Here is a 19,862-nt window from a genome sequence, read left to right on the forward strand (position 1 = left end):
TACATCTTGTTTTTAAATCAATTACTTAATTTATATACTTCATTCGTATTTTATGTTGAGCAGACCATGAAATTAAAATATTTAGCAATTGCACTCTTTCCCTTTGCCTTAGCTGCATGCCAATCCAGTGACATTCAAAAAGCAGGAGATTTAGCAGTGTCTGTTCTTCAGCAGCAAAATGCAGATAAAACCTTAGCCTCTTATCAATGGAGCACAGAGACTGGCGCGCCAAAACCGCTTGTGCTGAATTTTGACTCTGAAGGCCGCTTAAGTATTGCTACCAGCTGCAACAGCTTAGGCAGTTCTTGGAAAGTTGCAGGCAATCAAATTGAAACCGGCGCAATGATGGCAACGCAAATGGCATGCCCGGCTCCAGCAATGCAGCAAGAAAGCACCGCGGCTTCTATTTTCAAAAATGGCAAAACACCGTTTGTACTGAACCTGAACAATGCTGATGAGCCGACGCTGACACTGACTGCGGCAGACGGCAAGCAATATGTCTTTACAGGCAAAATGACGCCAGAAACCAAGTACAGCACCCAAGCCGAAACTATTTTCCTAGAGATTTCACCGCAAACTAAATCATGCACAGGCGTAGCGCCGCAAACCTGCTTGCAAGTGCGTGAAATTAAATACGCAGAAAATGGTGTCAAAACACAGGTTGATAAAGACTGGACTTTATTCTACAGCGGTATTGAAGGCTACACCCACAACCCTGCAGAACGCCAAATCGTGCGTATTAAGCGCTACGAATTGAAAAATCCGGCAGCGGATCAATCTAAATATGTGTATGTGCAAGATATGATTATTGAACGCGAAGCGGTTAAAGGTTCACTCTAAAAATCTGAAGAAAGCGTTCATTTCATGGCTTCTGAATTAGAACAGCCATTCGACGCTGCCAGATGCAGCCCCTTTTAACTTCAAATTACAGCATATAAAAAATCAGACACAAAAAACCGAGGCCATGGCCTCGGTTTTTTTATTCAGCTCACAGTGTTAATGCTGAACGCATTCAGCGTAGCGCTGTGAATTAAATTAATATACGCCTTGAGCAAGCATTGCATCAGCAACTTTTACGAAGCCGGCAATGTTTGCGCCATTTACGTAATTCACAGTACCGTCAGCTTCTGTACCGTATTTCACGCAGTTGCGGTGAATTTCTTTCATGATGGCATGAAGGCGCTCATCCACTTCTTCAAACGTCCAGCCTAAACGGATGGCATTTTGAGACATTTCAAGACCAGAAGTCGCAACACCGCCCGCATTAGAGGCTTTGCCTGGCGCATAAAGAATCTTCGCTTCAACGAATTTTTCTACTGCATCAAGTGTAGACGGCATATTCGCGCCTTCAGCAACACAGATCGCGCCATTAGCAAGAAGCACGGCAGCATCGTCGGCATCCAATTCGTTTTGAGTTGCGCACGGCAATGCGATGTCACACTTGATAGACCACGGACGTTTGCCTTCAAGGTATTCAAAACCGTGTTTAGACGCAAATTCAGAGATACGGCCGCGTTTGATGTTTTTCAGTTCCATCACTTCAACCAAAAGCGCATCAGTGAAACCGTCTTTAACGTATACAGTACCTGCAGAGTCAGACAGCGATACGACTTTCGCGCCTAAGAACATTGCTTTTTCAGCCGCATATTGCGCAACGTTACCAGAACCTGAAATGGTTACAACTTTATCTTTAAAGCTGTCGCCGCGGGTCTTGAGCATTTCCTCAGCGAAATACACAGTACCGTAGCCAGTAGCTTCAGGACGCGCAAGTGAACCACCGAAAGTTAAACCTTTACCAGTGAATACACATGCAGTGTCATTGCTTAATTTTTTCATCATGCCGGCCATATAGCCAACTTCACGGCCGCCCACACCAATATCGCCCGCAGGGATGTCAGTGTTAGAGCCTAGGTGACGGTATAATTCAATCATCAGCGCTTGGCAGAAACGCATGATTTCGCCTTCAGACTTACCTTTAGGATCAAAATCTGAACCGCCTTTACCGCCGCCCATAGGCAATGTAGTCAAAGCATTTTTAAAAGTCTGTTCAAAACCTAAAAACTTAAGAATTGAAAGGTTCACTGATGGATGGAAACGCATCCCGCCCTTAAATGGACCAATCGCTGAGTTGTACTGAACACGAAAAGCGCGGTTCACTTGGGTTTGACCCTTGTCATCAACCCAAGATACACGGAATTGAATCGCGCGTTCAGGCTCTACAAGGCGTTCAAGTAAACCATAGTCAGCGTATTGCGGATTCTTTTCAATGAATGGCCAAAGGCTAGTCATAACTTCTTCAACAGCTTGAAGAAATTCTGGTTGATGTGAATCACGTGTTTTTACGTAGTCTAGGAAGTCGTTAAGGCTGTTATATTTCAACACTTAATCCTCAGCAGAAAATGGATCAAAATTGGTCAAAATTTTAATCGGTGATATATTTTGGCGCAAAACATTAAATATCTTTTGTCACCTTTCAGCAATAGTTTTTTGGAAAAAACTTCTATTTTCTTTGTAGAACATATATTTAATTTGATTTAACAGTCTTTTTTATTATAAAACAAATAACTTTTAGTAATATATAGGTGTAATATTTTGCGCAATAATAAGGCATAAATAGTCCCGTTTTTGCGCATAAATATTCAAAATTCTCTGTATTTACTGCGCACAATATAGCCCAAACACACTCAATAGCAGATCAAAACCGTACACGCATTCCCGCTTTTGAAGCTGATGCAGAATTCTGGGCACTGTTCAGATCAGCCTATAGCCGCTGCAGCCATTCTGCTGGCTTCTATTTTCAATCAATATCAAGCTTCGGCATTCTTATTCTTCAGTCAAACTTAAATATTGCACAGCTCTCTTCACTTTAAATTCTGACCCCCCCTATCTTCGCAGGCTGTGGCGGCTTTTTATGAATTCCCGACACCCTGCTTAAAACATGCTAAAATTGCTCACCAGCAATCCGTTCCGCGCTGACAGCCAAGCAATCCTCCGGTTATACATGAATACTCAAATTTCCCTCATCCAAAAAATTGATGCCCTGCTTCCACAAACTCAATGCGGACTCTGCGGCCATCGAGATGGCTGTTTGCCGTATGCAAAATCTATTGCGGAGGGAGAGGATGCCAATAAATGCGTGCCAGGCGGCCAGCCGGTAGCCGATGCGCTTGCAGCATTGCTTGACCGCACAGCATTGCCGGCAGAAGCAAGCGTTTGGCCCATACAGCAAGATGGGCGCCCGCAGCGCATGAAAGCTGTGATCCGTGAAGATGAATGTATCGGATGTACCAAATGCATCAGCGCCTGCCCGGTCGATGCAATCATCGGCTCAGGCAAACTCATGCACACTGTGCTCACAGACCTGTGCACAGGATGTGAACTCTGTATTCCGCCTTGCCCTGTTGACTGTATCGACTTGATTGAGGATATACAGACGCTGCCTTCAGAACATGCGCGGCTGCTTGAACAAGATGATTTACGGCAGCGCTATTATGCGCACATTCAACGTGAAGAAAGCCGGCGTATTAACCGTAAAGGCCCTATTATCCGTGCAGAAATTGACACGGCTTTATTTGCCCGTTTTTCCAACCAGACCGATACTGTTCCAAGTATTGAAATGACTGAAAAATCAAATAAAAACACGGCTGTTCAAGATGCAAAAGCCATCATTGAACTGGCAAAAATACGGACGCAAATCAAAAAGCTGGAAAAGCAGCTGAGCGTGCGTAACGATGCCCAAAAGCGTATTTTACTGGCAGAATTAAGCCAGCAGCTGAACACACTGCAAGGGGAATAAAATGGCTGTGAAAAACATGACCAAAAAGCAGATTCAGATCTTCTTTGAACGCTTGCGTGAACAGCGCCCCAATCCAAAAACAGAATTAAATTATTCAAGCCCGTTTGAATTGCTGGTGGCGGTAACGCTTTCTGCACAAGCGACAGATGTCAGTGTCAATAAAGCTACGGATAAACTGTTTCCAGCCGCCAATACCCCAGAAGCGATTTACGCATTAGGGGTTGATGGCTTAAAGGAATATATTAAAACGATTGGCCTGTACAATGCCAAAGCGGAAAATGTAATTAAAGCCTGCAAAATACTGATTGAGAAACACAACAGCATTGTTCCAGACAACCGCGCAGATTTAGAAGCGCTGCCTGGGGTTGGGCGTAAAACTGCCAACGTGGTATTAAATACCGCCTTTGGACAGCCAACCATGGCTGTAGATACGCACATATTCCGTTTAGGCAACCGGACTGGATTGGCCGTCGGTAAAAATGTGCTTGAAGTTGAACACCGTTTAGTGAAGGTGATTCCAAAAGAATTTATCGTCGATTCACATCATTGGCTGATTTTGCATGGCCGTTACTGCTGTACAGCCCGCAAGCCGAAATGCGGCGAATGCATTGTATCGGACGTCTGCAACTGGCCCGACCGTTTTGAATTTGGCGCAGCCCGCGCCATTGCCGTCAAAAATATAGAAGCGTAGGCTCTTTAAACATCTGTTTTAAAATTGCATCAAATTTTTCAGCTGGAATAAAATCTCTCAGCCCATCACAGGCAAGCAATGCGTAGCGCAATTGAACAAGATTAATTTGTGCTGCACAGTCTTTTCGCAGGTTTCTTACTGTTTTTTCTCGCGCTGTTCTTGCTCTTTTTTCAATTTCGGATGTAATTGATAAGCTGCCGTTTGATTTCCGCGTTCCTGCTTCTCTTGCTGCTGTATCTTTTTCAGCAATTTAAAGCTGAAAAACAGCAGCCCCAGCACGATAGCCGCAGCAGCCAGCAAGACGAAAAAAACCGCAATATGCTCCACAGCAAATCTCCAAAACCGCACAATAAAAAAGAGCCCTAATATGACTTAGGACTCTTTGAAAGTCAAAACCCGAAAAAAGCGGATTATTTAGACTGATCTAAAATAGCGAAAAGGTCAGTTTGAACTTCGTCAATTGGACGCAAGCCGTTCAATTTATCGTAAGTCGGCGCATTTTCACCAGAAGCAGCGCGGCCTTGATAGAAGCCAACCAGCTGTTCAGTTTCAGTGTGGTATGAACCCAAACGCTTGCGGATTGTCGCTTCCAAATCATCTGGACGCTGCACAAGATCTTCGCCGGTTTCGTCATCTTTACCTTCCACTTTTGGCGGATTGTAAACAACGTGATATACACGGCCAGAAGCTGGGTGCTGACGGCGGCCTGACAGGCGTTTTACAATTTCTTCATCCGGCACATCAATTTCAATCACGTGATCGATGCTGATACCTTCATTTTCAAGCGCTTCAGCTTGAGGAATAGTACGCGGGAAACCATCAAAAATGCAGCCATTCACACAGTCTGGCTGTGCAATACGTTCTTTCACTAAACCAATGATCAGCTCATCAGACACAAGACCGCCATTGTCCATCACGCTTTTAGCCTGCAGACCTAGTTCAGTTCCTTCACGAATTGCAGCACGGAGCATATCACCGGTTGAAATTTGTGGGACATTGTAGCGCTTACAGATCAACTGAGCTTGTGTACCTTTACCTGCTCCAGGTGGTCCGAGTAATATAATGCGCATAAAAAAACATCCTCATTTAAACAATGTATTTGACGCCTTGTTCATGTCAAAAAATTTGACATATTTTTCAGCATCTAATTATAAGAAAGCCACAAACAAATGTATTGTACCCGCAATGAACCCTGTTACCCCGCCCAAAACAATTAAAATCCATTCGTCTTCCTGAAATGCAGGACGTAACAGATTTTGAAATTCCTTCGGTGTCAGTTCACGGATGCGGTCTTTAAACATTTGAAAGATTTTCTGTGCACGGCTCGCATTAAACGCAGGGTCGCATACAGGCACCATCGTAATTTCAATTGAGCGATCAATCAAGTCTGTCTTGAGTTTTGCATACTCTCTTGGCCCTAATGACAGCTGTAAAGACGTTCTGACCAATGGAGTTTCCATAATTTCATTGATATGCCGCTTCACAATACGGCGGGTTTTATCTTTTTTCTTGCCGTACATCATTTCAGACATAATGGATTTTAACGTAATCAGGTCTTCTGTGACAACGCTGGCAAAGACATCGGACACTTCTTCCTGACGCTTCATGAATGCGCCTTGAATATTATATGTGCCAATACGCGGAATCACCGGTTTTATCCACGGAAACTTGCGATTCTTAGTTAATTCAAAGAATTGCGGATATTTTACAAAGTGCGGTTCGATTGGATTGAACACCATCCAGATGGCGATCCAGTTGGTCAAGAAGCCCCAGATTGCGGCCCAAAACGGCACTGTCCAATGCCATGGCACCACGAACCAGACAATCATTTGGAACATGCCGAAGAACATGCCGATCAAGGCGCTGATGTGCCAAATAAAATTGATCTCTTTTTGACCTACCTTAAGAAACATGCGCACCATCAGGCGGCGGTCACCTTCCATTTGACTGACCACCATTTCACGCATATCCACTAATGACTCGACGTTCATGGTCAGTTCGGTCACAAGTTCTCTTAAGATACCCGGCATTTGCTTATTCGCTTGGGCATAAATACGGCGCTTAATCGAATAAGGCAAATTTTCCCACAGCACAGCATTGCGGTCGATCATCACTTCATCAATCAAATGTTCCAGCTCAAAACCGACCTGTTCACCAATTATGCGCGCCATATCCTCAGGGTCCATCGCATCTAAAAACTCGCGCAAGGAACCGAGTTTAGATAGGGTGTTGTCAGTAATAATGCCTGAAATCCGGCCGGCTTTACGCGGCACGATACCCTGCCAGCCCACTGGCAACGGGCCAAGGTGAAAGCCCCAAAAGTTGATTGGATAGAACACCATTTTCAGCGCCATCCACACATGCGCCCAAGTCACGAAAGCAGTTACAGGAATAATGCTCAGTACAGCCCAGAAATCCGGACGGTTCAAAAAGGTTTGCCACAACTCATTGACGTACTCAAGCATGCATTACTTCCATATTTAGTTTTATTCAGGGAAATATTAATTTAAATAAAGTGAATTCAAATAAAGTTGAATATTCTCTCTATAAACCAATACTTAGAGTATAGGAAAATTGTATTTTCGGTTCAGTTTCAGCAATCGTATGTCCGCTGCTATCGGTCAGCTCTTCACCAGCCCCGATCCCAACACTGAATGTGCTGATGCGTTCTTTGCTTAGCATAACATAAGCCAAATCAACACCGCCGCCTAAACGGCTTTCATAATCACCGTCTACTTCTTTACTTTCTATATGGCCGGCATACGCGCCCAAATAATAGCCATTTTTATCCTTGCCGGTAAAATGCACTGGGTAACGGAAACCGACTTGTCCGCCGAAGGTTTTGTCTCCGTTCAGAAACACACCTGCTTTCGCATAGGCAATTCCATAAGGATTGACCCATTCCACATTCAAATGAATCAATTTTTGCGTAAATCCAGCCCCCGCATTCAGCGTTGCAATATCCGCGCCTGTTAATTTTGCTTCCGGCAGAAAGCCGCTGTCCTGCGCAGACGCTGCGCTTGCAATAAATGCAAATACCAACAAAGAATATGCTTTGTTCATTTTTTCACCATCATCCTTAATTTTTAGGCTTTTTAGTTTTAATAAGTCCTATTTTTATGCTGTTTGACTGTATCAGAATAATATCAACTCTTATATACAGCCCCGCGCTTTTTTAGTGTCTGCAAAGTCAAGGTTTAAGCAAAACTTATGCATCTGCGCCGAATTGCTTTACTAATTTTTTAGAACTTGCGGTAGAATGGTCAGCCTTAATTTCCCCTTTGTGTATCTCAAGTCGATCGCGTATGAAGCAGCACTTTCCTTTAAAAAATGTTCAGCAAGAAAAGCGCATTTTCCGCAATCGAATTTATTTCTCATTAGGGATTGTGGTCTTTTTTTTATTGCTGCTGGTTTCACGTTATTCTTATCTGCAAATTTTCAATTACGATAAGTTTGCGACCGATTCAGACAAAAACCGCGTACGCCTGCAGCCCTTGCCGCCGGCACGGGGCTACATCTATGACCGCAATGGCGTGCTGCTGGCCGATAACTACCCAGTTTTTTCGGCGACTATGAGCCGCGCCGATATTGAAGACATTGACGATACTGTTCAACGCCTAATTCCAATTATCAATCTGACACAAGAAGATATTGACCGTTTTAAAAGCCGGATTAAGACTTCGAAGAAAACCGAGCGTGTCGCCTTAAAACTGAACCTGAATGAAACTGAAATTGCGCGTTTCAGCGAAGTAAAGTTCCAATTCCCTGGGGTCAACATAGAGACCCAGATGACCCGCTATTATCCGCATGGGGAATTATTTGCACATGTGATCGGCTATGTTGGGCGCATTAACGACAAAGAATTAAAAGATATTAATAAAGATTTATACGCCGGCACCAACCTGATTGGTAAAATTGGCGTCGAAAAATACTATGAAGATTTACTGCATGGCGTGCCGGGCAATGAATCGGTAGAAGCGGATGCGCACGGCAATGTGCTGCGCCATCTGGGCCGTAAAGACCCGATCCGCGGCAATGATTTATATTTGTCCCTAGATTACGGCCTTCAAACCGTTGCTTCTGAACAGCTGGCTGACCGCCGCGGCGCAATTGTCGCAATGGATCCGCGTACCGGTGAAATTTTAGCGCTGGTTTCCAGCCCCAGCTTTAACCCGAATTTATTTGTTACCGGCATCAGCAGCAAAGACTATTCTGCCTTACGCGACAATTTAGATCAGCCCCTGTATAACCGCGCTGTGCAAGGTTCTTATCCGCCCGGTTCAACCATTAAGCCAATGTTTGGCTTAGGCGGCCTGCACTATAATTTAGTTGACTGGAACACGGCCATTTCAGACCCCGGCTATTTCTCTTTACCGGGTGATTCACACAAATTCCGTGACTGGCGCAAATCCGGGCATGGCTCTGTGAACCTGCATAAAGCGCAAGTGGTTTCCTGCGATACCTATTATTATATTCTTTCCTACCGCATGGGCATCGACCGTATGAATACGTGGATGCGCCAATTCGGCTTCGGCGAAAAAACCGGCGTAGACTTGCCGAGTGAAAGCACCGGCCTTTATCCAAGCCAAGAATGGAAGCTGCGCACACGTAAAAGCAAATGGCTGAAAGGTGAGACTATTTCAGTCAGTATCGGTCAAGGCGCATTTACCGCGACCCCGCTGCAATTGGCGATGGCGACAGCCATTACATCCAATCAAGGCCAGCACGTTATTCCGCATGTTTTACGCGAGAGCAAAGGCACCAAACCTTATACCGTAAATAATGCGCCTGACGGAAAAATTGAGTTCAATGGTAAACCTGAAGACTGGGTAAAAATGCGTGACGCCATGGTCGATGTAGTCGAAAGCGGCACAGGCCGCGGCATTCGCACGCCAATGTATAAAATTGCAGGTAAAACAGGTACTGCACAAGTCAAAAGTATTGCTCAAGGCAAACGCTACAATGAGGCTCTGCTGACTGAACGCCAGCTGGATCACGGGCTGTTTGTCGGATTTGCCCCTGCCGATCAGCCTGAAATCGCCATTGCCGTGATCTGGGAAAATGGCCGCCATGGCGGTTCGGCTGCACAGCTGGCACGCCCGATTTTTGATTATTGGCTGCTGAAACGCAACAAATCCCCTATCCGACCGTCTGCAGCTCAAGTCAGTGGCGGCTTAATGACCGCAGGCATCAAGCCAAGCGAATTGCCAAGCGGCGAGAACCCCATTCAAAGCAACGCCAATACTTCTGGCCGCGCCAGCACAACTCAAGGCACTGCAGCGCTAAACCAAGCCCGTCCGGCCGCAGCAGCCACTCAGCCCTCAGATGAAGACTAAGTTTCGATTATGAAAAATCAATTACGCATTATTGGCGGAGACTGGAAACGCCGCCAATTGCCATTTGCCAGCATTGACGGCCTGCGCCCAACCCCTGACCGCGTCAGAGAAACGCTATTCAATTGGTTAATGTGGGACATTCAGAATTCGAATGTTTTAGATGTATGCGCAGGTTCAGGCGCGCTAAGTTTCGAGGCTCTTTCACGCGGGGCTGCACAAGTGCTGATGATTGAGCCCGACCGTACACAAGCGCAATTTCTCACAGACAACCTGCAGCTGCTGAAAGTGACTTCGCAGCATGCCAAATTGAAAGTTTCGACAGCACAGCAGGTTTTGCCGGCTTTGAAAGAGCAATTTGATCTGGTATTTTTAGATCCTCCTTACAGTTTGAACCTTTGGGAACAATTGGCCGCATTGGCGGATCCCCTGATTAAAGCCAATGGCTTGATCTATGTTGAGGCTGACTGCGATCTTGCCCGGCTGAAGCTGCCCAGCAGCTGGAATAAAATTAAAGAAACCCAAGCAGGCGCTGTCCGCGCAGGACTGTTTAAAAAAGCAGGTGTGCTTTAAAGCTGATATCCATCGTTATAGATTTCTTGCTGATCTGCTACCAACCTAATAATAATTCAAGAACATTGTGGGCAAGAAAAAGGACGCGAAATTCGCGTCCTTTTTTGTCAAATGCAGGCACATTTTAAGGTCATGCAATGTTTGCATTTTATGCATTCACTGCAATCGGCCTCGACCATTCCCGAAGGAATCTGTTTAACCCATTGATCGAATTTCAATGCGGTTTGCAATATTGTAAATGCTGTTTGTTAAAGACTATTGCTGATTTTCACGGTTCCAGTCTGAATGGCGATGATCGCCTCGTCGGTCATAGTCCTGACCTTGGCGGTTTTGATTGCGCCAATCCGGACGGCCATCTCGGTCACGGTCATACTGCCCCGAATGATGGCGGCCATCACGCGGATAGTCATCATAAGGCGCAACTACACATCCTGTCAGCGTGACGGCAAAGACAGCCAGTATAATTATTTTTTTCATCATTACATTCCCTCACTCTTTCTGGCGCATATCTTGTTTGCTGTAATTCAGTATTGCGCATAGTGATGAAGATGAATCGAATTTAATGTCAGTTTCTTGTAGTGAATACTTCATATTTTGCAGCGTATTCCGCCTTTTTACCCTGCATGGCTTATTTAAAATTAACCGCCTTCGGGCGTGCGCCAGCCGAAAGAATTATTTCACAGCTGCATGCAAATGCCTTTACACTATTGAGGCTTTTTCACTGTAATCAATTATGACTTGGCTTTTATTTATTTTTGGCGCGGTAGTTGCTGGTTTTGTTCAGGGGCTCACAGGTTTTGCATTCGCATTAATTGCCATGTCGTTTTGGGTGTGGGTTTTGCCGCCGCAATTGGCAGCGCCATTGGTGGTCTTCGCGTCACTTTGGAGCCACATGATTTCACTGCTGAATGAACAAAAACATTATTTTTCTAAGAAATTACTTTTGCCTTATATTATTGCAGGTTTGGCAGGCGTGCCTTTAGGCACATATTTACTTGAAATCATTAACCCCGATACTTTTAAATTGGTCTTGGGGCTGTTTTTAGTCCTGTGGTGCCCAGTCATGCTGTTTAATCCGCAAATTAAAGCCATTCAGCATTCGGGAAAAATTGCTGACAGCAGTGTTGGATTTATTGGCGGGATCTTAGGCGGCCTTGGCGGATTTTGCGGTTCTCTGCCCTCTGCCTGGGTCATGCTGAAACATTTGCCGAAGCAGGAACAGCGCTACATTTTACGCCATTTCAACTTTGCTATTCAGATTTTCACTCTGCTGAGCTACCTGCTGCAAGGCACAATTCACAGCATACATCTGCCTTATATGGGGGTATTGCTGCTGACCGTCAGCATTCCCGCAATTTTGGGCGCAAAGCTGTTTTACAAGATTTCAGAGCGGCAATTCAAGCATACAGTGTTTAGCCTGCTGTTTGCTTCAGGCTGTTTTTTGCTGCTGACCAGCTTAATTTAATACTGCTTAATACGGCCGAGCCAATTTTATTGGCCTAGCATCTCGAATAGGCGCTTCCTCTTCACGCAGCTCTTTAATGTCTGAATCATCGGACTGGGAACACTGTCCATCATTGTACAGCTGATATTTATGCTCTGGAGCTTGAATAGCTATTGGCGCATTTATCTCTTGAATATCTGCAGGTACAGCAGCTGCATAACTGCTGCTGGCCAAGATCAGACACAACACCGCAAATGGTTTTTTAAGCAGATTTAATTGCATAGGCTAAGACGTTTATTGAAGCATTCATGCAGTTGAGGAATTATTGTCTGAGATGTTGCAGAAATAATGGAAGAACTGTAAAGCTGCGTACTGTTGAGGTACTTCAACAAGCGTCAAAGCATATAGGCAAAGCAATGAAAGATGCTGCTGAGCGCAAAACTAAGATCAAAGCGCCTGTATCTTTATCGCATTTTCAAAATAGCGCATTCCAATATACGCGGATAATTTGCCCGCGGTCATAAGGAAAATTGGATAAATACTCATATCCGATACTGTGCCTGCGGCTCAACCGCAGTTTCATGCCAAAACCGAATGAAATGCCGAAATCCTGCAAGCCGATGTGCTCAGCATCGCCCAATAGAAACTTATTTTGCGCGGCGCCCGTTTCATAGGCCGTATAATTATAAATTTCAAATAAATCATTTTCAAAAAATGAATGATTCAGCAGTCCATATTCCTGCTGTTTATTTTCTGTATGTAAAGCCAATTTCCGCTGTTCCTGCTCAGTCAAATTCTCTAAGCTTTCATCCATGACAATAATGCCATTCCGCATCTGGCCAAATGCAGTATTGGGACACATGCCGAGTGCCATACTCAGCAGCAGTGCATGAAGGCAGCCCCAAGGATTAAATCTGCATACATAAAACATGCAAAAACATTCTTAAAAATCAATTCAATTAAATCAGTTATATTAAAAACATAGCGGCATGTCTATCTTGCCTGCAACGCTATTTGCTTTTATCCGGCAAGATCAAGGCGCTGTGCAGTATGTACAAGCGACTATTGAACCAATTTGAGCACTCTTATGCGCTTACCTTATTTACATATGCCCCAAGTGGATATTATTCCACCAAACAAAAATCCTTAATGAAAACTCTGCGCTCAAAAAAAACTATAATGTCGACCCTCAATATTTCCCCCATTATTAAAATTATGAAATCGCTCGCCGTATTTGCCACAGCTGTCGTCTTGGCTGGCTGCTCGATTAGCACTTCGCGTGATATAAAAAAAGCAGAAAAACTGCTGACTCATTTTCAATGCGGCAACATTGAAAGCACCCAAATGGCCCATAGTCCAATTACCAGCTATCATGAACAGTCTCTGCACAGTTCAAAGCAAAAAGCCGCCGGCTATATAGAAAGCTATAAAAACGGTGAAAAGCTTTTCAATATCCCCCTAACCGCCGTGATTGAGCAGCAATATGATATTTATAAAGAAGCCTGCCAAAATTTAGGCGGCATTTCACAAGACGTTCAGCAGATAAGCGGCGAGTAAAATTTTTTCAGCCGTATGCGCGTATATAAAAAGAGCCGGATTATCGTCCGGCTTTTTTTTTGCGATATCCAGTTAATTCCCTGATTTCAAGACTGGAAACGCTATCCAATATGATTCTGCTTAAAATATTATTCTGCTGAATAGTAGCGGCTGTCTACACTGAAATCTTTAGGGAACTTAGGACTGATTTGCGCATAAAACTGCATAATTTCAGCCATATCTTTTTCATAGTCACCTGTAGGATAGACAATTTTCCCGACGCCAGTTTTTTTCTTTTCATAATCCATATAGGCTAAAGCAATCGGCACCCCTGCAGTGCAGGCAACATGATAAAAACCGGTTTTCCATTTCTCCTGCTTTGCGCGCGTGCCTTCTGGCGTAACCAGCATCACCAGCTCAGCATGCTCTTTAAACAGATTGCTCATGACTTCCACCATGCTCAAACGCTGCTCGCCGGCGGTTTTAGGGCTGCGGTCAATGCCAATGCCGCCCATGGCCCGAACAAATGGCCCGACAGGAAATTTCATATAACTGTCTTTAATTGTAATACGGACATTCACCCCTAAGGCTTTTAATGCCAAACGTGCATAGAGCGCATCCCAATTGCTGGTATGAGGCGCGGCGATCATGACACATTGCGCTAAATCCAGCGGCCAATGATTATCAATTTCCCACCCCATCATATTCAGGCTTTTTTCTGCAAATTTTTCAAACACGCGCTGTACCGTATACACTTTGATCAGGCGCAAATTCTAACGGCAATAAATAATTAAACCAGCCCAGGTTGAACATTAATCAATCAATTAATATATAAATGTATAAAATAATTAAGCAATTCATCCTTTCTTTGTTTGGCAAACTTTTGCTGTTTTAAACGCTGTTTAAATTTAGATATACAGCACGGCGTTACAAGAAGCCCATTTTATTATTTTGACTCCTGTTTAAATTGATATCTTTGAATAATCAAAAAGCTAAGCCCTATGAACAAAGTCCTCTTTATATTCGTATTCAGCAGTTTCACTTTAACGGCCTGCTCTAAACCTGAAAACAACACAGCAGTACAAGCTCCCGTACAGCAAACTGCTCAAACAGCATCTGAAAGCACAAAAATCAGGTCAACACCGGCTGCGGGTGAACATGCAGAGACATCTCTCTACTGGGCTGGCGAGTACAAAGGAGTTCTTCCTTGCGCAGACTGTGAAGGCATAAAAATGGAGCTTGAATTAAAGTCTGATAAAACTTATGAATTAAAAGAAGAATATCTAGGCAAAGGCAGCGGAAAAGAATTTAAAAGTGAAGGCGCGTTCAGTTTTGATGCCAGCAATTCCTCAATTATCACTTTAGACAAAGCGGCAGAAAACCGTAAATTCTTCATTAGTGAAAATTTTGCCGAGGCTCGGGATCTGCAAACAGGAAAAGCGATCGACAGTCAATTAAACTATAAACTGATGAAAGACACTCATTGAAAATACGCAAAAAAACACCCCAACCGCTTAGACTAAGGCACTGAATAAAATTATTTTTTTACGCCGATCCGAACAGAATCAGACGTTTTTTCTTGTGCATTCTTTTTGAAATATTTAATGCATCCCTCCCCATTTTAGGATATTCAAGCACAGAGGATTCCTCATAAGATCGCTAAGAACTTTACAAGAACAAGAGCAATCTTATGAAAAAGGCATTATTGGCGCTCAGTTTAAGCTGCTTATTGGCCGCCTGCGGCGGATCTTCAGATGATGATTCCTCATCCGGCAATACCAGCACTCCGCCTGCTTCCAGCCAGCTGACTGGTGTATTAACAGATGGCCCTGTTGAAAATGTCCGCTATGAAACGACCAGCGGCATTACTGGAAATACAAATTCTCTTGGGGAGTTTAAATACAAAGCTGGTGATTCTGTCACATTCTATGTAGGCGATATCAAGCTTGGAAGCTCAGCAGCGCAAGCATATGTTACCCCTATAGATTTGTCTGCCGATGAAACTGTCCGAACCAACCTGCTGATTTTACTTCAATCTTTAGATGCCGACCAAAATCACAGCAATGGCATCACCATTAGCGATGCCGCGGTTACGGCATTAAAAGATAAAACCATTGACTTAAGCTTGCCTACAGAATCGTTTATACAAGATGCGACCTTGCTGCAAGTACTGCAAAATTCAGGCTTAACCTTAGTTTCTGAAAGCACGGCTAAAAGCAATTTCTTTGACAGCTTTATTCAAGACAATACCGGTGTTTGGGTCTTAGAAGTTCCATCGGAAAACAGTAAAGTCGTACTGTACATCGACGGAACTACAGACGTGTCAAACGGCCGGAAAGTCTTTAATTTTGTCTTGGGTGAAACCGCTGCCGCAGACGATTCTGGACGAGCCGGCATTGAAAAAGGCCAAATGAGCTGGGATCCTGTGAGCGGTGAATTCAGCCATACGCAGGATTTTGAAATAGATACCAATGGCGAATGGGGCTTATCACATCCTCAGGACAGCTTCACATTAGCGTATGGCGCTGACAAAGATACCCTTGCACTGAAAGAAGGGAGTGAAACCTATACATTTAAACGGGTTGAAAATACTGCTGGTAACCTTGCCGGCTCTTGGAAAACTGACAACCAGCTTGTCACATTCTTCAGTGACGGTTCATATATTTTTGTAGAAGTCACAGGAAATGAATGCAGTTCGCCGGGCATTGAATCTGGCACATACACAGCAAGCAATGGCACATTGAAAGCTACAAGCATGCAATATGATACCAATGGCTGTTCAGGGCTGGTTGACTCCTCTTACTCACCGCCAGACCTTGATAATTTCAGTTACAGCATTAACGGTTCAACCTTCACCATTCAGCATGAAGGTGAAGACTCAGTCAGCTTTACACGGTTTTAACCGTCTTCAGATTTAATCTTGCAGCCGGTTTAATTTTAATATCTTAAACCGCATTCTGACCTTGGCTTGCCCAAGGTCTTTTTCCGTTTCTTTGCCCGCTCTTTTGCAAGCTGTTGTGAATTATGCGTTCAAGCTGGTTTTAATGAACGTGCTCAAAATGAATGGTCATGCCCATCAATTTATGCAGCAGTTCTGCCTGTGAATTGCATTGCATTTTGGCGTAAATATTTTTGACATAAGTTCGGACAGAGCTTAGGGTTAAACTGCAGTTTTCCGCAATTTTTTCTAAATTTATGCCGTTCACAAACAGCTCGCAGATTTCACATTCTCTGGCAGACAGCGCATAGCTTTCCTTTAAGAACGCCGTAGCCAAAGTATAATGCTGTCCCATTTCTGAAATAGAAAGCACAACATAATTCTGTCGCTGATCGACTAAATTGGCCAAACTGTTCATGTTGCTGAAAGATGTCACAGTCACCATGAACTGCCGCCCTTGTTCATTTTTCAGCGCAAGCACACCACCAACACCGCAGCTGTTCCCATTCAGCTCCGTCTGCGCCGTATGCACCAGCTGCTCAATTTTTTTTTGATATTGCTTTGCCGCGCAAATTTTATTCTGCTGGTCAAATTCAAAAATCTGACTGCATTCCATCAGCTGCTGCGCCCGCTTATTGGAATAATAAAATCTGCGGTATTCATCCACTAAAATGATGCCGACTTTAATACTGTCCAGCATATTGTAAAGATTATGGTTTTCAATTCTGGCAAAACTGAGCTGCTTGTGAATTTGCAATGCTCTGCGGATATGCACCCCAATGCGCTTTAAAAAGTCTAATTCTTCCTGCTGAAAACTCGGCTCAGCAGGTGTCCGGTGTATCCCCAGTACTGCCCACCGGTATTCCCCCTGATCCAGCAGCACGCCTGCGGCATAGCAAATACCACTGGCTTTAAGGCATTTATCATAAAAGATACCTTCATCCTGATCCGGCATTGCAACATAGCTCCTCCAGTCCTGATTCAGAACATCGCCAATGCCCATCCGCTTCCACAGCGGCAGATGCAGTTTCATGTCAATCAGCTTAATTTGTTCATTTTGATAGGCATCTACCCCGGCAGGTGGAATATTCCATGTATGCACAAAGTCATAATTTGGATTCAGCCGGCCAAGGGCGGTTAAAATTGCAGTTTTGCTTTGGGTATATTCGACAATTTGATGCATTACTTCAGGCCAAAGTGAGGCGTCCAGCCCAGCATCATAAACAGCCCCAATAATCGCATTTTCAATTTCAGGGTTCATTCAACACCCCAACAATACTTAAGTATTATTAAATAATATCTGTATATTTTCTAAAGTCAAAACTACAGTATTTATTAAATAATTAAGATAAAAAAATCCCCGCATATGCGGGGATTTTTTTAGATCGGATGGATGCTATGAATTACATCATGCCGCCCATACCGCCCATACCGCCCATATCAGGCATCGCTGGCTTGTCTTCTGGAATGTCAGTAATCATGCATTCAGTTGTCAGCATTAAACCGGCAACAGAAGCCGCATGTTCAAGTGCAGAACGCGTTACTTTAGCTGGGTCAAGAATACCCATTTCCAGCATGTCGCCATATTCAGAAGTTGCAGCATTGTAGCCGAAAGTACCTTCGCCGCCCTTCACTGCATTGATTACAACTGAAGGCTCATCACCCGCATTCGCAACGATTTGACGTAAAGGCGCTTCAATAGCGCGGCGCAAGATGTTAATCCCTGCGTTTTGGTCATCATTTACACCAACCAGGCCATCAAGTACAGACGCTGCACGTACCAGCGCAACACCGCCGCCCGCAACCACACCTTCTTCAACCGCAGCGCGAGTCGCATGCAGCGCATCGTCAACACGGTCTTTCTTCTCTTTCATTTCAACTTCAGTCGCCGCACCAATTTTGATGACTGCAACACCGCCTGCCAATTTAGCAACGCGTTCTTGAAGTTTTTCTTTGTCGTATTCTGAAGTCGATTCTTCAATTTGCGCACGGATTTGCGTTACACGCTCAGCAATTTGAGCCGCATCGCCAGCACCGTCCACAATCACAGTGTTTTCTTTAGAAACTGTAATTTTATGCGCTGTACCTAGGTCTTGAAGAGAAGCTTGCTCTAGAGTCATGCCAACTTCTTCAGAAATCACAGTCGCGCCAGTCAAGATTGCGATGTCTTGCAGCATTGCTTTACGGCGGTCACCAAAACCAGGCGCTTTAACCGCACATACTTTGATGATGCCGCGCATGTTATTCACAACCAGTGTAGCCAGCGCTTCGCCTTCAACATCTTCAGCAATAATTAAAAGCGGTTTGCCTGTTTTAGCTACAGCTTCTAATACTGTAATCAATTCACGGATGTTGCTGATTTTTTTATCAACAAGCAGAACAAATGGATTTTCCAGTTCAGCAGTCAAAGTATCTTGCTTGTTCGCAAAGTACGGGCTGATATAGCCGCGGTCAAACTGCATGCCTTCAACAACGTCCAACGCATCTTCAAAGCCTGAACCTTCTTCAACAGTGATCACGCCTTCTTTGCCCACTTTTTCCATTGCTTGCGCAATGAGTTTACCGACAGTGGTGTCAGAGTTAGCAGAAATCGAGCCGACTTGTTCAATCGCTTTAGTATCTGAAGCAGGTTTAGCAGTCGCTTTAATTTCAGCAACCAATGCTTTAACCGCAAGGTCAATACCGCGTTTCAAATCCATTGGGTTCATGCCAGCAGTCACTGACTTGATCCCTTCGTTTAAAATTGCTTGAGCTAATACAGTTGCAGTAGTTGTACCGTCACCCGCGATGTCGTTGGTTTTTGAAGAAACTTCACGAACCAATTGCGCGCCCATGTTTTCAAACTTGTCTTTTAAAGAAATTTCTTTCGCAACGGTTACGCCATCTTTAGTGATGTGCGGTGCGCCGAAAGAACGGTCAATCACAACGTTACGGCCTTTAGGGCCTAAAGTTACTTTGACTGCATCTGCAAGTACGTTAACGCCAGCAATCATTTTGCTGCGTGCTGAATCACCGAATTTTACGTCTTTAGCTGACATGCTAAACTCCAAATATTCTTAAATTTTAATCAATTATATTGCTTAAACAGCATATGAATGTTCTGAATTAACCTTCAAGAACCGCCAAAATATCAGACTCTTTCATGACTAGAAGCTCTTCGCCTTCTACTTTTACTTTAGTGCCTGCATATGCGCCGAACAGCACATTGTCGCCCACTTTAACGTCTAATGCGCGTACGCCATTGTCTGTTACTTTGCCATTGCCGACTGCAATAACTTCACCCTGAGCCGGCTGTTCAGCAGCAGAAGTGCTTAAAATTAAACCGCCTGCAGTTTTGGTTTCCTTTTCTACGCGGCGAATCACAACGTTGTCATGTAAAGGACGAATCTTGCTCATTTCTAGCTCCATAGACATTTTCAGAATGTCATTGATTACGATGTGAAGATGACTTCTTATTCCTAGGTCATCAACAAAATTTTGATATGACACTTTTGTGGGGATGGAAAAAAACGCTTCAAGGGCAAAATTAAAAAATATTTCAAAAATTGTCT

Annotated in this window: 21 protein-coding genes; 9 read left to right on the forward strand and 12 right to left on the reverse strand. The window is 44.1% G+C overall.

Going from position 1 to position 19,862, the window contains the following annotated elements; translation table 11 throughout:
* The first annotated feature begins 66 nt into the window (after positions 1 to 66).
* The gene (locus AZH43_RS09595) at positions 67 to 840 is read left to right on the forward strand and encodes an META and DUF4377 domain-containing protein (RefSeq protein WP_067669155.1); all 774 of its coding nucleotides are present in this window, start codon (positions 67 to 69) and stop codon (positions 838 to 840) included.
* A 195-nt stretch (positions 841 to 1,035) separates the two neighbouring features.
* Here the strand turns inward: AZH43_RS09595 and gdhA are convergent, their stop codons facing one another.
* The gene (gene gdhA / locus AZH43_RS09600; RefSeq protein ID WP_067669072.1) at positions 1,036 to 2,379 is read right to left on the reverse strand and encodes an NADP-specific glutamate dehydrogenase; all 1,344 of its coding nucleotides are present in this window, start codon (positions 2,377 to 2,379) and stop codon (positions 1,036 to 1,038) included.
* Between the two features lie 622 nt (positions 2,380 to 3,001).
* Between gdhA and AZH43_RS09605 the strand changes: the two genes are divergently transcribed.
* Positions 3,002 to 3,796 carry an RnfABCDGE type electron transport complex subunit B gene (locus tag AZH43_RS09605; RefSeq protein ID WP_067669075.1) on the forward strand — a complete coding sequence of 265 codons (795 nt, stop codon included), beginning with the start codon at positions 3,002 to 3,004 and terminating at the stop codon, positions 3,794 to 3,796.
* Between the two features lies 1 nt (position 3,797).
* Positions 3,798 to 4,487 carry an endonuclease III gene (gene nth / locus AZH43_RS09610; RefSeq protein ID WP_067669077.1) on the forward strand — a complete coding sequence of 230 codons (690 nt, stop codon included), beginning with the start codon at positions 3,798 to 3,800 and terminating at the stop codon, positions 4,485 to 4,487.
* A gap of 135 nt (positions 4,488 to 4,622) precedes the next feature.
* Here the strand turns inward: nth and AZH43_RS09615 are convergent, their stop codons facing one another.
* From AZH43_RS09615 to AZH43_RS09630, 4 genes are all read right to left on the reverse strand, one after another.
* Positions 4,623 to 4,814, reverse strand: a complete 192-nt coding sequence (locus AZH43_RS09615; protein ID WP_067669079.1) for a hypothetical protein — start codon at positions 4,812 to 4,814, stop codon at positions 4,623 to 4,625.
* Between the two features lie 83 nt (positions 4,815 to 4,897).
* Positions 4,898 to 5,557 carry an adenylate kinase gene (adk, locus tag AZH43_RS09620; RefSeq protein WP_005008357.1) on the reverse strand — a complete coding sequence of 220 codons (660 nt, stop codon included), beginning with the start codon at positions 5,555 to 5,557 and terminating at the stop codon, positions 4,898 to 4,900.
* A 78-nt stretch (positions 5,558 to 5,635) separates the two neighbouring features.
* Complete coding sequence (locus AZH43_RS09625; protein WP_067669081.1) at positions 5,636 to 6,952, reverse strand: hypothetical protein; 1,317 nt, start codon at positions 6,950 to 6,952, stop codon at positions 5,636 to 5,638.
* A gap of 79 nt (positions 6,953 to 7,031) precedes the next feature.
* Positions 7,032 to 7,550, reverse strand: a complete 519-nt coding sequence (locus tag AZH43_RS09630) for a hypothetical protein (protein ID WP_067669083.1) — start codon at positions 7,548 to 7,550, stop codon at positions 7,032 to 7,034.
* A gap of 242 nt (positions 7,551 to 7,792) precedes the next feature.
* Here AZH43_RS09630 and mrdA point away from each other — a divergent pair, with 242 nt between their 5' ends.
* Complete coding sequence (mrdA, locus tag AZH43_RS09635) at positions 7,793 to 9,823, forward strand: penicillin-binding protein 2 (RefSeq protein WP_067669085.1); 2,031 nt, start codon at positions 7,793 to 7,795, stop codon at positions 9,821 to 9,823.
* Between the two features lie 9 nt (positions 9,824 to 9,832).
* The gene (rsmD, locus tag AZH43_RS09640) at positions 9,833 to 10,393 is read left to right on the forward strand and encodes a 16S rRNA (guanine(966)-N(2))-methyltransferase RsmD (protein WP_067669087.1); all 561 of its coding nucleotides are present in this window, start codon (positions 9,833 to 9,835) and stop codon (positions 10,391 to 10,393) included.
* A 255-nt stretch (positions 10,394 to 10,648) separates the two neighbouring features.
* Here the strand turns inward: rsmD and AZH43_RS09645 are convergent, their stop codons facing one another.
* Complete coding sequence (locus tag AZH43_RS09645) at positions 10,649 to 10,870, reverse strand: membrane lipoprotein lipid attachment site-containing protein (protein WP_406564617.1); 222 nt, start codon at positions 10,868 to 10,870, stop codon at positions 10,649 to 10,651.
* Positions 10,871 to 11,126: 256 nt separating this feature from the next.
* Between AZH43_RS09645 and AZH43_RS09650 the strand changes: the two genes are divergently transcribed.
* Positions 11,127 to 11,858, forward strand: a complete 732-nt coding sequence (locus AZH43_RS09650) for a sulfite exporter TauE/SafE family protein (RefSeq protein WP_067669091.1) — start codon at positions 11,127 to 11,129, stop codon at positions 11,856 to 11,858.
* A 6-nt stretch (positions 11,859 to 11,864) separates the two neighbouring features.
* On the opposite strand, the gene AZH43_RS09655 is transcribed toward AZH43_RS09650, so the two are convergent.
* Together AZH43_RS09655 and AZH43_RS09660 are read right to left on the reverse strand one after the other, a co-directional pair.
* Positions 11,865 to 12,119, reverse strand: coding sequence for a hypothetical protein (locus AZH43_RS09655; protein WP_067669093.1), 255 nt, complete (start codon positions 12,117 to 12,119; stop codon positions 11,865 to 11,867).
* A gap of 193 nt (positions 12,120 to 12,312) precedes the next feature.
* Positions 12,313 to 12,699: a hypothetical protein gene (locus tag AZH43_RS09660; protein ID WP_227509803.1), complete on the reverse strand. Its 387-nt coding sequence runs from the start codon at positions 12,697 to 12,699 to the stop codon at positions 12,313 to 12,315.
* A gap of 353 nt (positions 12,700 to 13,052) precedes the next feature.
* Here AZH43_RS09660 and AZH43_RS09665 point away from each other — a divergent pair, with 353 nt between their 5' ends.
* A complete protein-coding gene (locus AZH43_RS09665; protein WP_067669158.1) occupies positions 13,053 to 13,394 on the forward strand; it encodes a hypothetical protein in 342 nt (113 codons plus the stop codon).
* 128 nt (positions 13,395 to 13,522) lie between these two features.
* On the opposite strand, the gene AZH43_RS09670 is transcribed toward AZH43_RS09665, so the two are convergent.
* On the reverse strand, positions 13,523 to 14,110 hold the full coding sequence (locus AZH43_RS09670; protein WP_067669160.1) for a 1-acyl-sn-glycerol-3-phosphate acyltransferase: 588 nt from the start codon (positions 14,108 to 14,110) through the stop codon (positions 13,523 to 13,525).
* A 264-nt stretch (positions 14,111 to 14,374) separates the two neighbouring features.
* On the opposite strand from AZH43_RS09670, the gene AZH43_RS09675 reads away from it, so the two are divergent.
* Both AZH43_RS09675 and AZH43_RS09680 read left to right on the forward strand, forming a co-directional pair.
* Positions 14,375 to 14,860 (forward strand): copper resistance protein NlpE, encoded by a 486-nt coding sequence (locus AZH43_RS09675; RefSeq protein ID WP_067669095.1) that lies wholly within the window; start codon positions 14,375 to 14,377, stop codon positions 14,858 to 14,860.
* Positions 14,861 to 15,063: 203 nt separating this feature from the next.
* Positions 15,064 to 16,275: a hypothetical protein gene (locus AZH43_RS09680; RefSeq protein ID WP_067669097.1), complete on the forward strand. Its 1,212-nt coding sequence runs from the start codon at positions 15,064 to 15,066 to the stop codon at positions 16,273 to 16,275.
* A gap of 139 nt (positions 16,276 to 16,414) precedes the next feature.
* Here the strand turns inward: AZH43_RS09680 and AZH43_RS09685 are convergent, their stop codons facing one another.
* From AZH43_RS09685 to AZH43_RS09695, 3 genes are all read right to left on the reverse strand, one after another.
* Complete coding sequence (locus AZH43_RS09685) at positions 16,415 to 17,572, reverse strand: helix-turn-helix transcriptional regulator (protein ID WP_067669099.1); 1,158 nt, start codon at positions 17,570 to 17,572, stop codon at positions 16,415 to 16,417.
* 142 nt (positions 17,573 to 17,714) lie between these two features.
* Positions 17,715 to 19,349, reverse strand: a complete 1,635-nt coding sequence (gene groL / locus AZH43_RS09690) for a chaperonin GroEL (protein ID WP_067669101.1) — start codon at positions 19,347 to 19,349, stop codon at positions 17,715 to 17,717.
* 67 nt (positions 19,350 to 19,416) lie between these two features.
* Positions 19,417 to 19,707, reverse strand: coding sequence for a co-chaperone GroES (locus AZH43_RS09695; RefSeq protein WP_067669103.1), 291 nt, complete (start codon positions 19,705 to 19,707; stop codon positions 19,417 to 19,419).
* Positions 19,708 to 19,862 lie beyond the last annotated feature (155 nt).

The organism is Acinetobacter pragensis (assembly GCF_001605895.1).
Lineage (GTDB): Bacteria > Pseudomonadota > Gammaproteobacteria > Pseudomonadales > Moraxellaceae > Acinetobacter > Acinetobacter pragensis.

Coding starts and splice junctions, on each gene's coding strand:
- AZH43_RS09675 (WP_067669095.1), top strand. CDS start 14,375: ATGAACAAAGTCCTCTTTATATTCGTATTCAGCAGTTTCACTTTAACG.
- AZH43_RS09665 (WP_067669158.1), top strand. CDS start 13,053: ATGAAATCGCTCGCCGTATTTGCCACAGCTGTCGTCTTGGCTGGCTGC.
- AZH43_RS09695 (WP_067669103.1), bottom strand. CDS start 19,707: ATGAGCAAGATTCGTCCTTTACATGACAACGTTGTGATTCGCCGCGTA.
- nth (WP_067669077.1), top strand. CDS start 3,798: ATGGCTGTGAAAAACATGACCAAAAAGCAGATTCAGATCTTCTTTGAA.
- groL (WP_067669101.1), bottom strand. CDS start 19,349: ATGTCAGCTAAAGACGTAAAATTCGGTGATTCAGCACGCAGCAAAATG.
- AZH43_RS09625 (WP_067669081.1), bottom strand. CDS start 6,952: ATGCTTGAGTACGTCAATGAGTTGTGGCAAACCTTTTTGAACCGTCCG.
- AZH43_RS09645 (WP_406564617.1), bottom strand. CDS start 10,870: ATGAAAAAAATAATTATACTGGCTGTCTTTGCCGTCACGCTGACAGGA.
- AZH43_RS09650 (WP_067669091.1), top strand. CDS start 11,127: ATGACTTGGCTTTTATTTATTTTTGGCGCGGTAGTTGCTGGTTTTGTT.
- AZH43_RS09685 (WP_067669099.1), bottom strand. CDS start 17,572: ATGAACCCTGAAATTGAAAATGCGATTATTGGGGCTGTTTATGATGCT.
- AZH43_RS09630 (WP_067669083.1), bottom strand. CDS start 7,550: ATGAACAAAGCATATTCTTTGTTGGTATTTGCATTTATTGCAAGCGCA.
- AZH43_RS09680 (WP_067669097.1), top strand. CDS start 15,064: ATGAAAAAGGCATTATTGGCGCTCAGTTTAAGCTGCTTATTGGCCGCC.
- AZH43_RS09605 (WP_067669075.1), top strand. CDS start 3,002: ATGAATACTCAAATTTCCCTCATCCAAAAAATTGATGCCCTGCTTCCA.
- adk (WP_005008357.1), bottom strand. CDS start 5,557: ATGCGCATTATATTACTCGGACCACCTGGAGCAGGTAAAGGTACACAA.
- mrdA (WP_067669085.1), top strand. CDS start 7,793: ATGAAGCAGCACTTTCCTTTAAAAAATGTTCAGCAAGAAAAGCGCATT.
- AZH43_RS09655 (WP_067669093.1), bottom strand. CDS start 12,119: ATGCAATTAAATCTGCTTAAAAAACCATTTGCGGTGTTGTGTCTGATC.
- AZH43_RS09660 (WP_227509803.1), bottom strand. CDS start 12,699: ATGTGTCCCAATACTGCATTTGGCCAGATGCGGAATGGCATTATTGTC.
- rsmD (WP_067669087.1), top strand. CDS start 9,833: ATGAAAAATCAATTACGCATTATTGGCGGAGACTGGAAACGCCGCCAA.
- AZH43_RS09595 (WP_067669155.1), top strand. CDS start 67: ATGAAATTAAAATATTTAGCAATTGCACTCTTTCCCTTTGCCTTAGCT.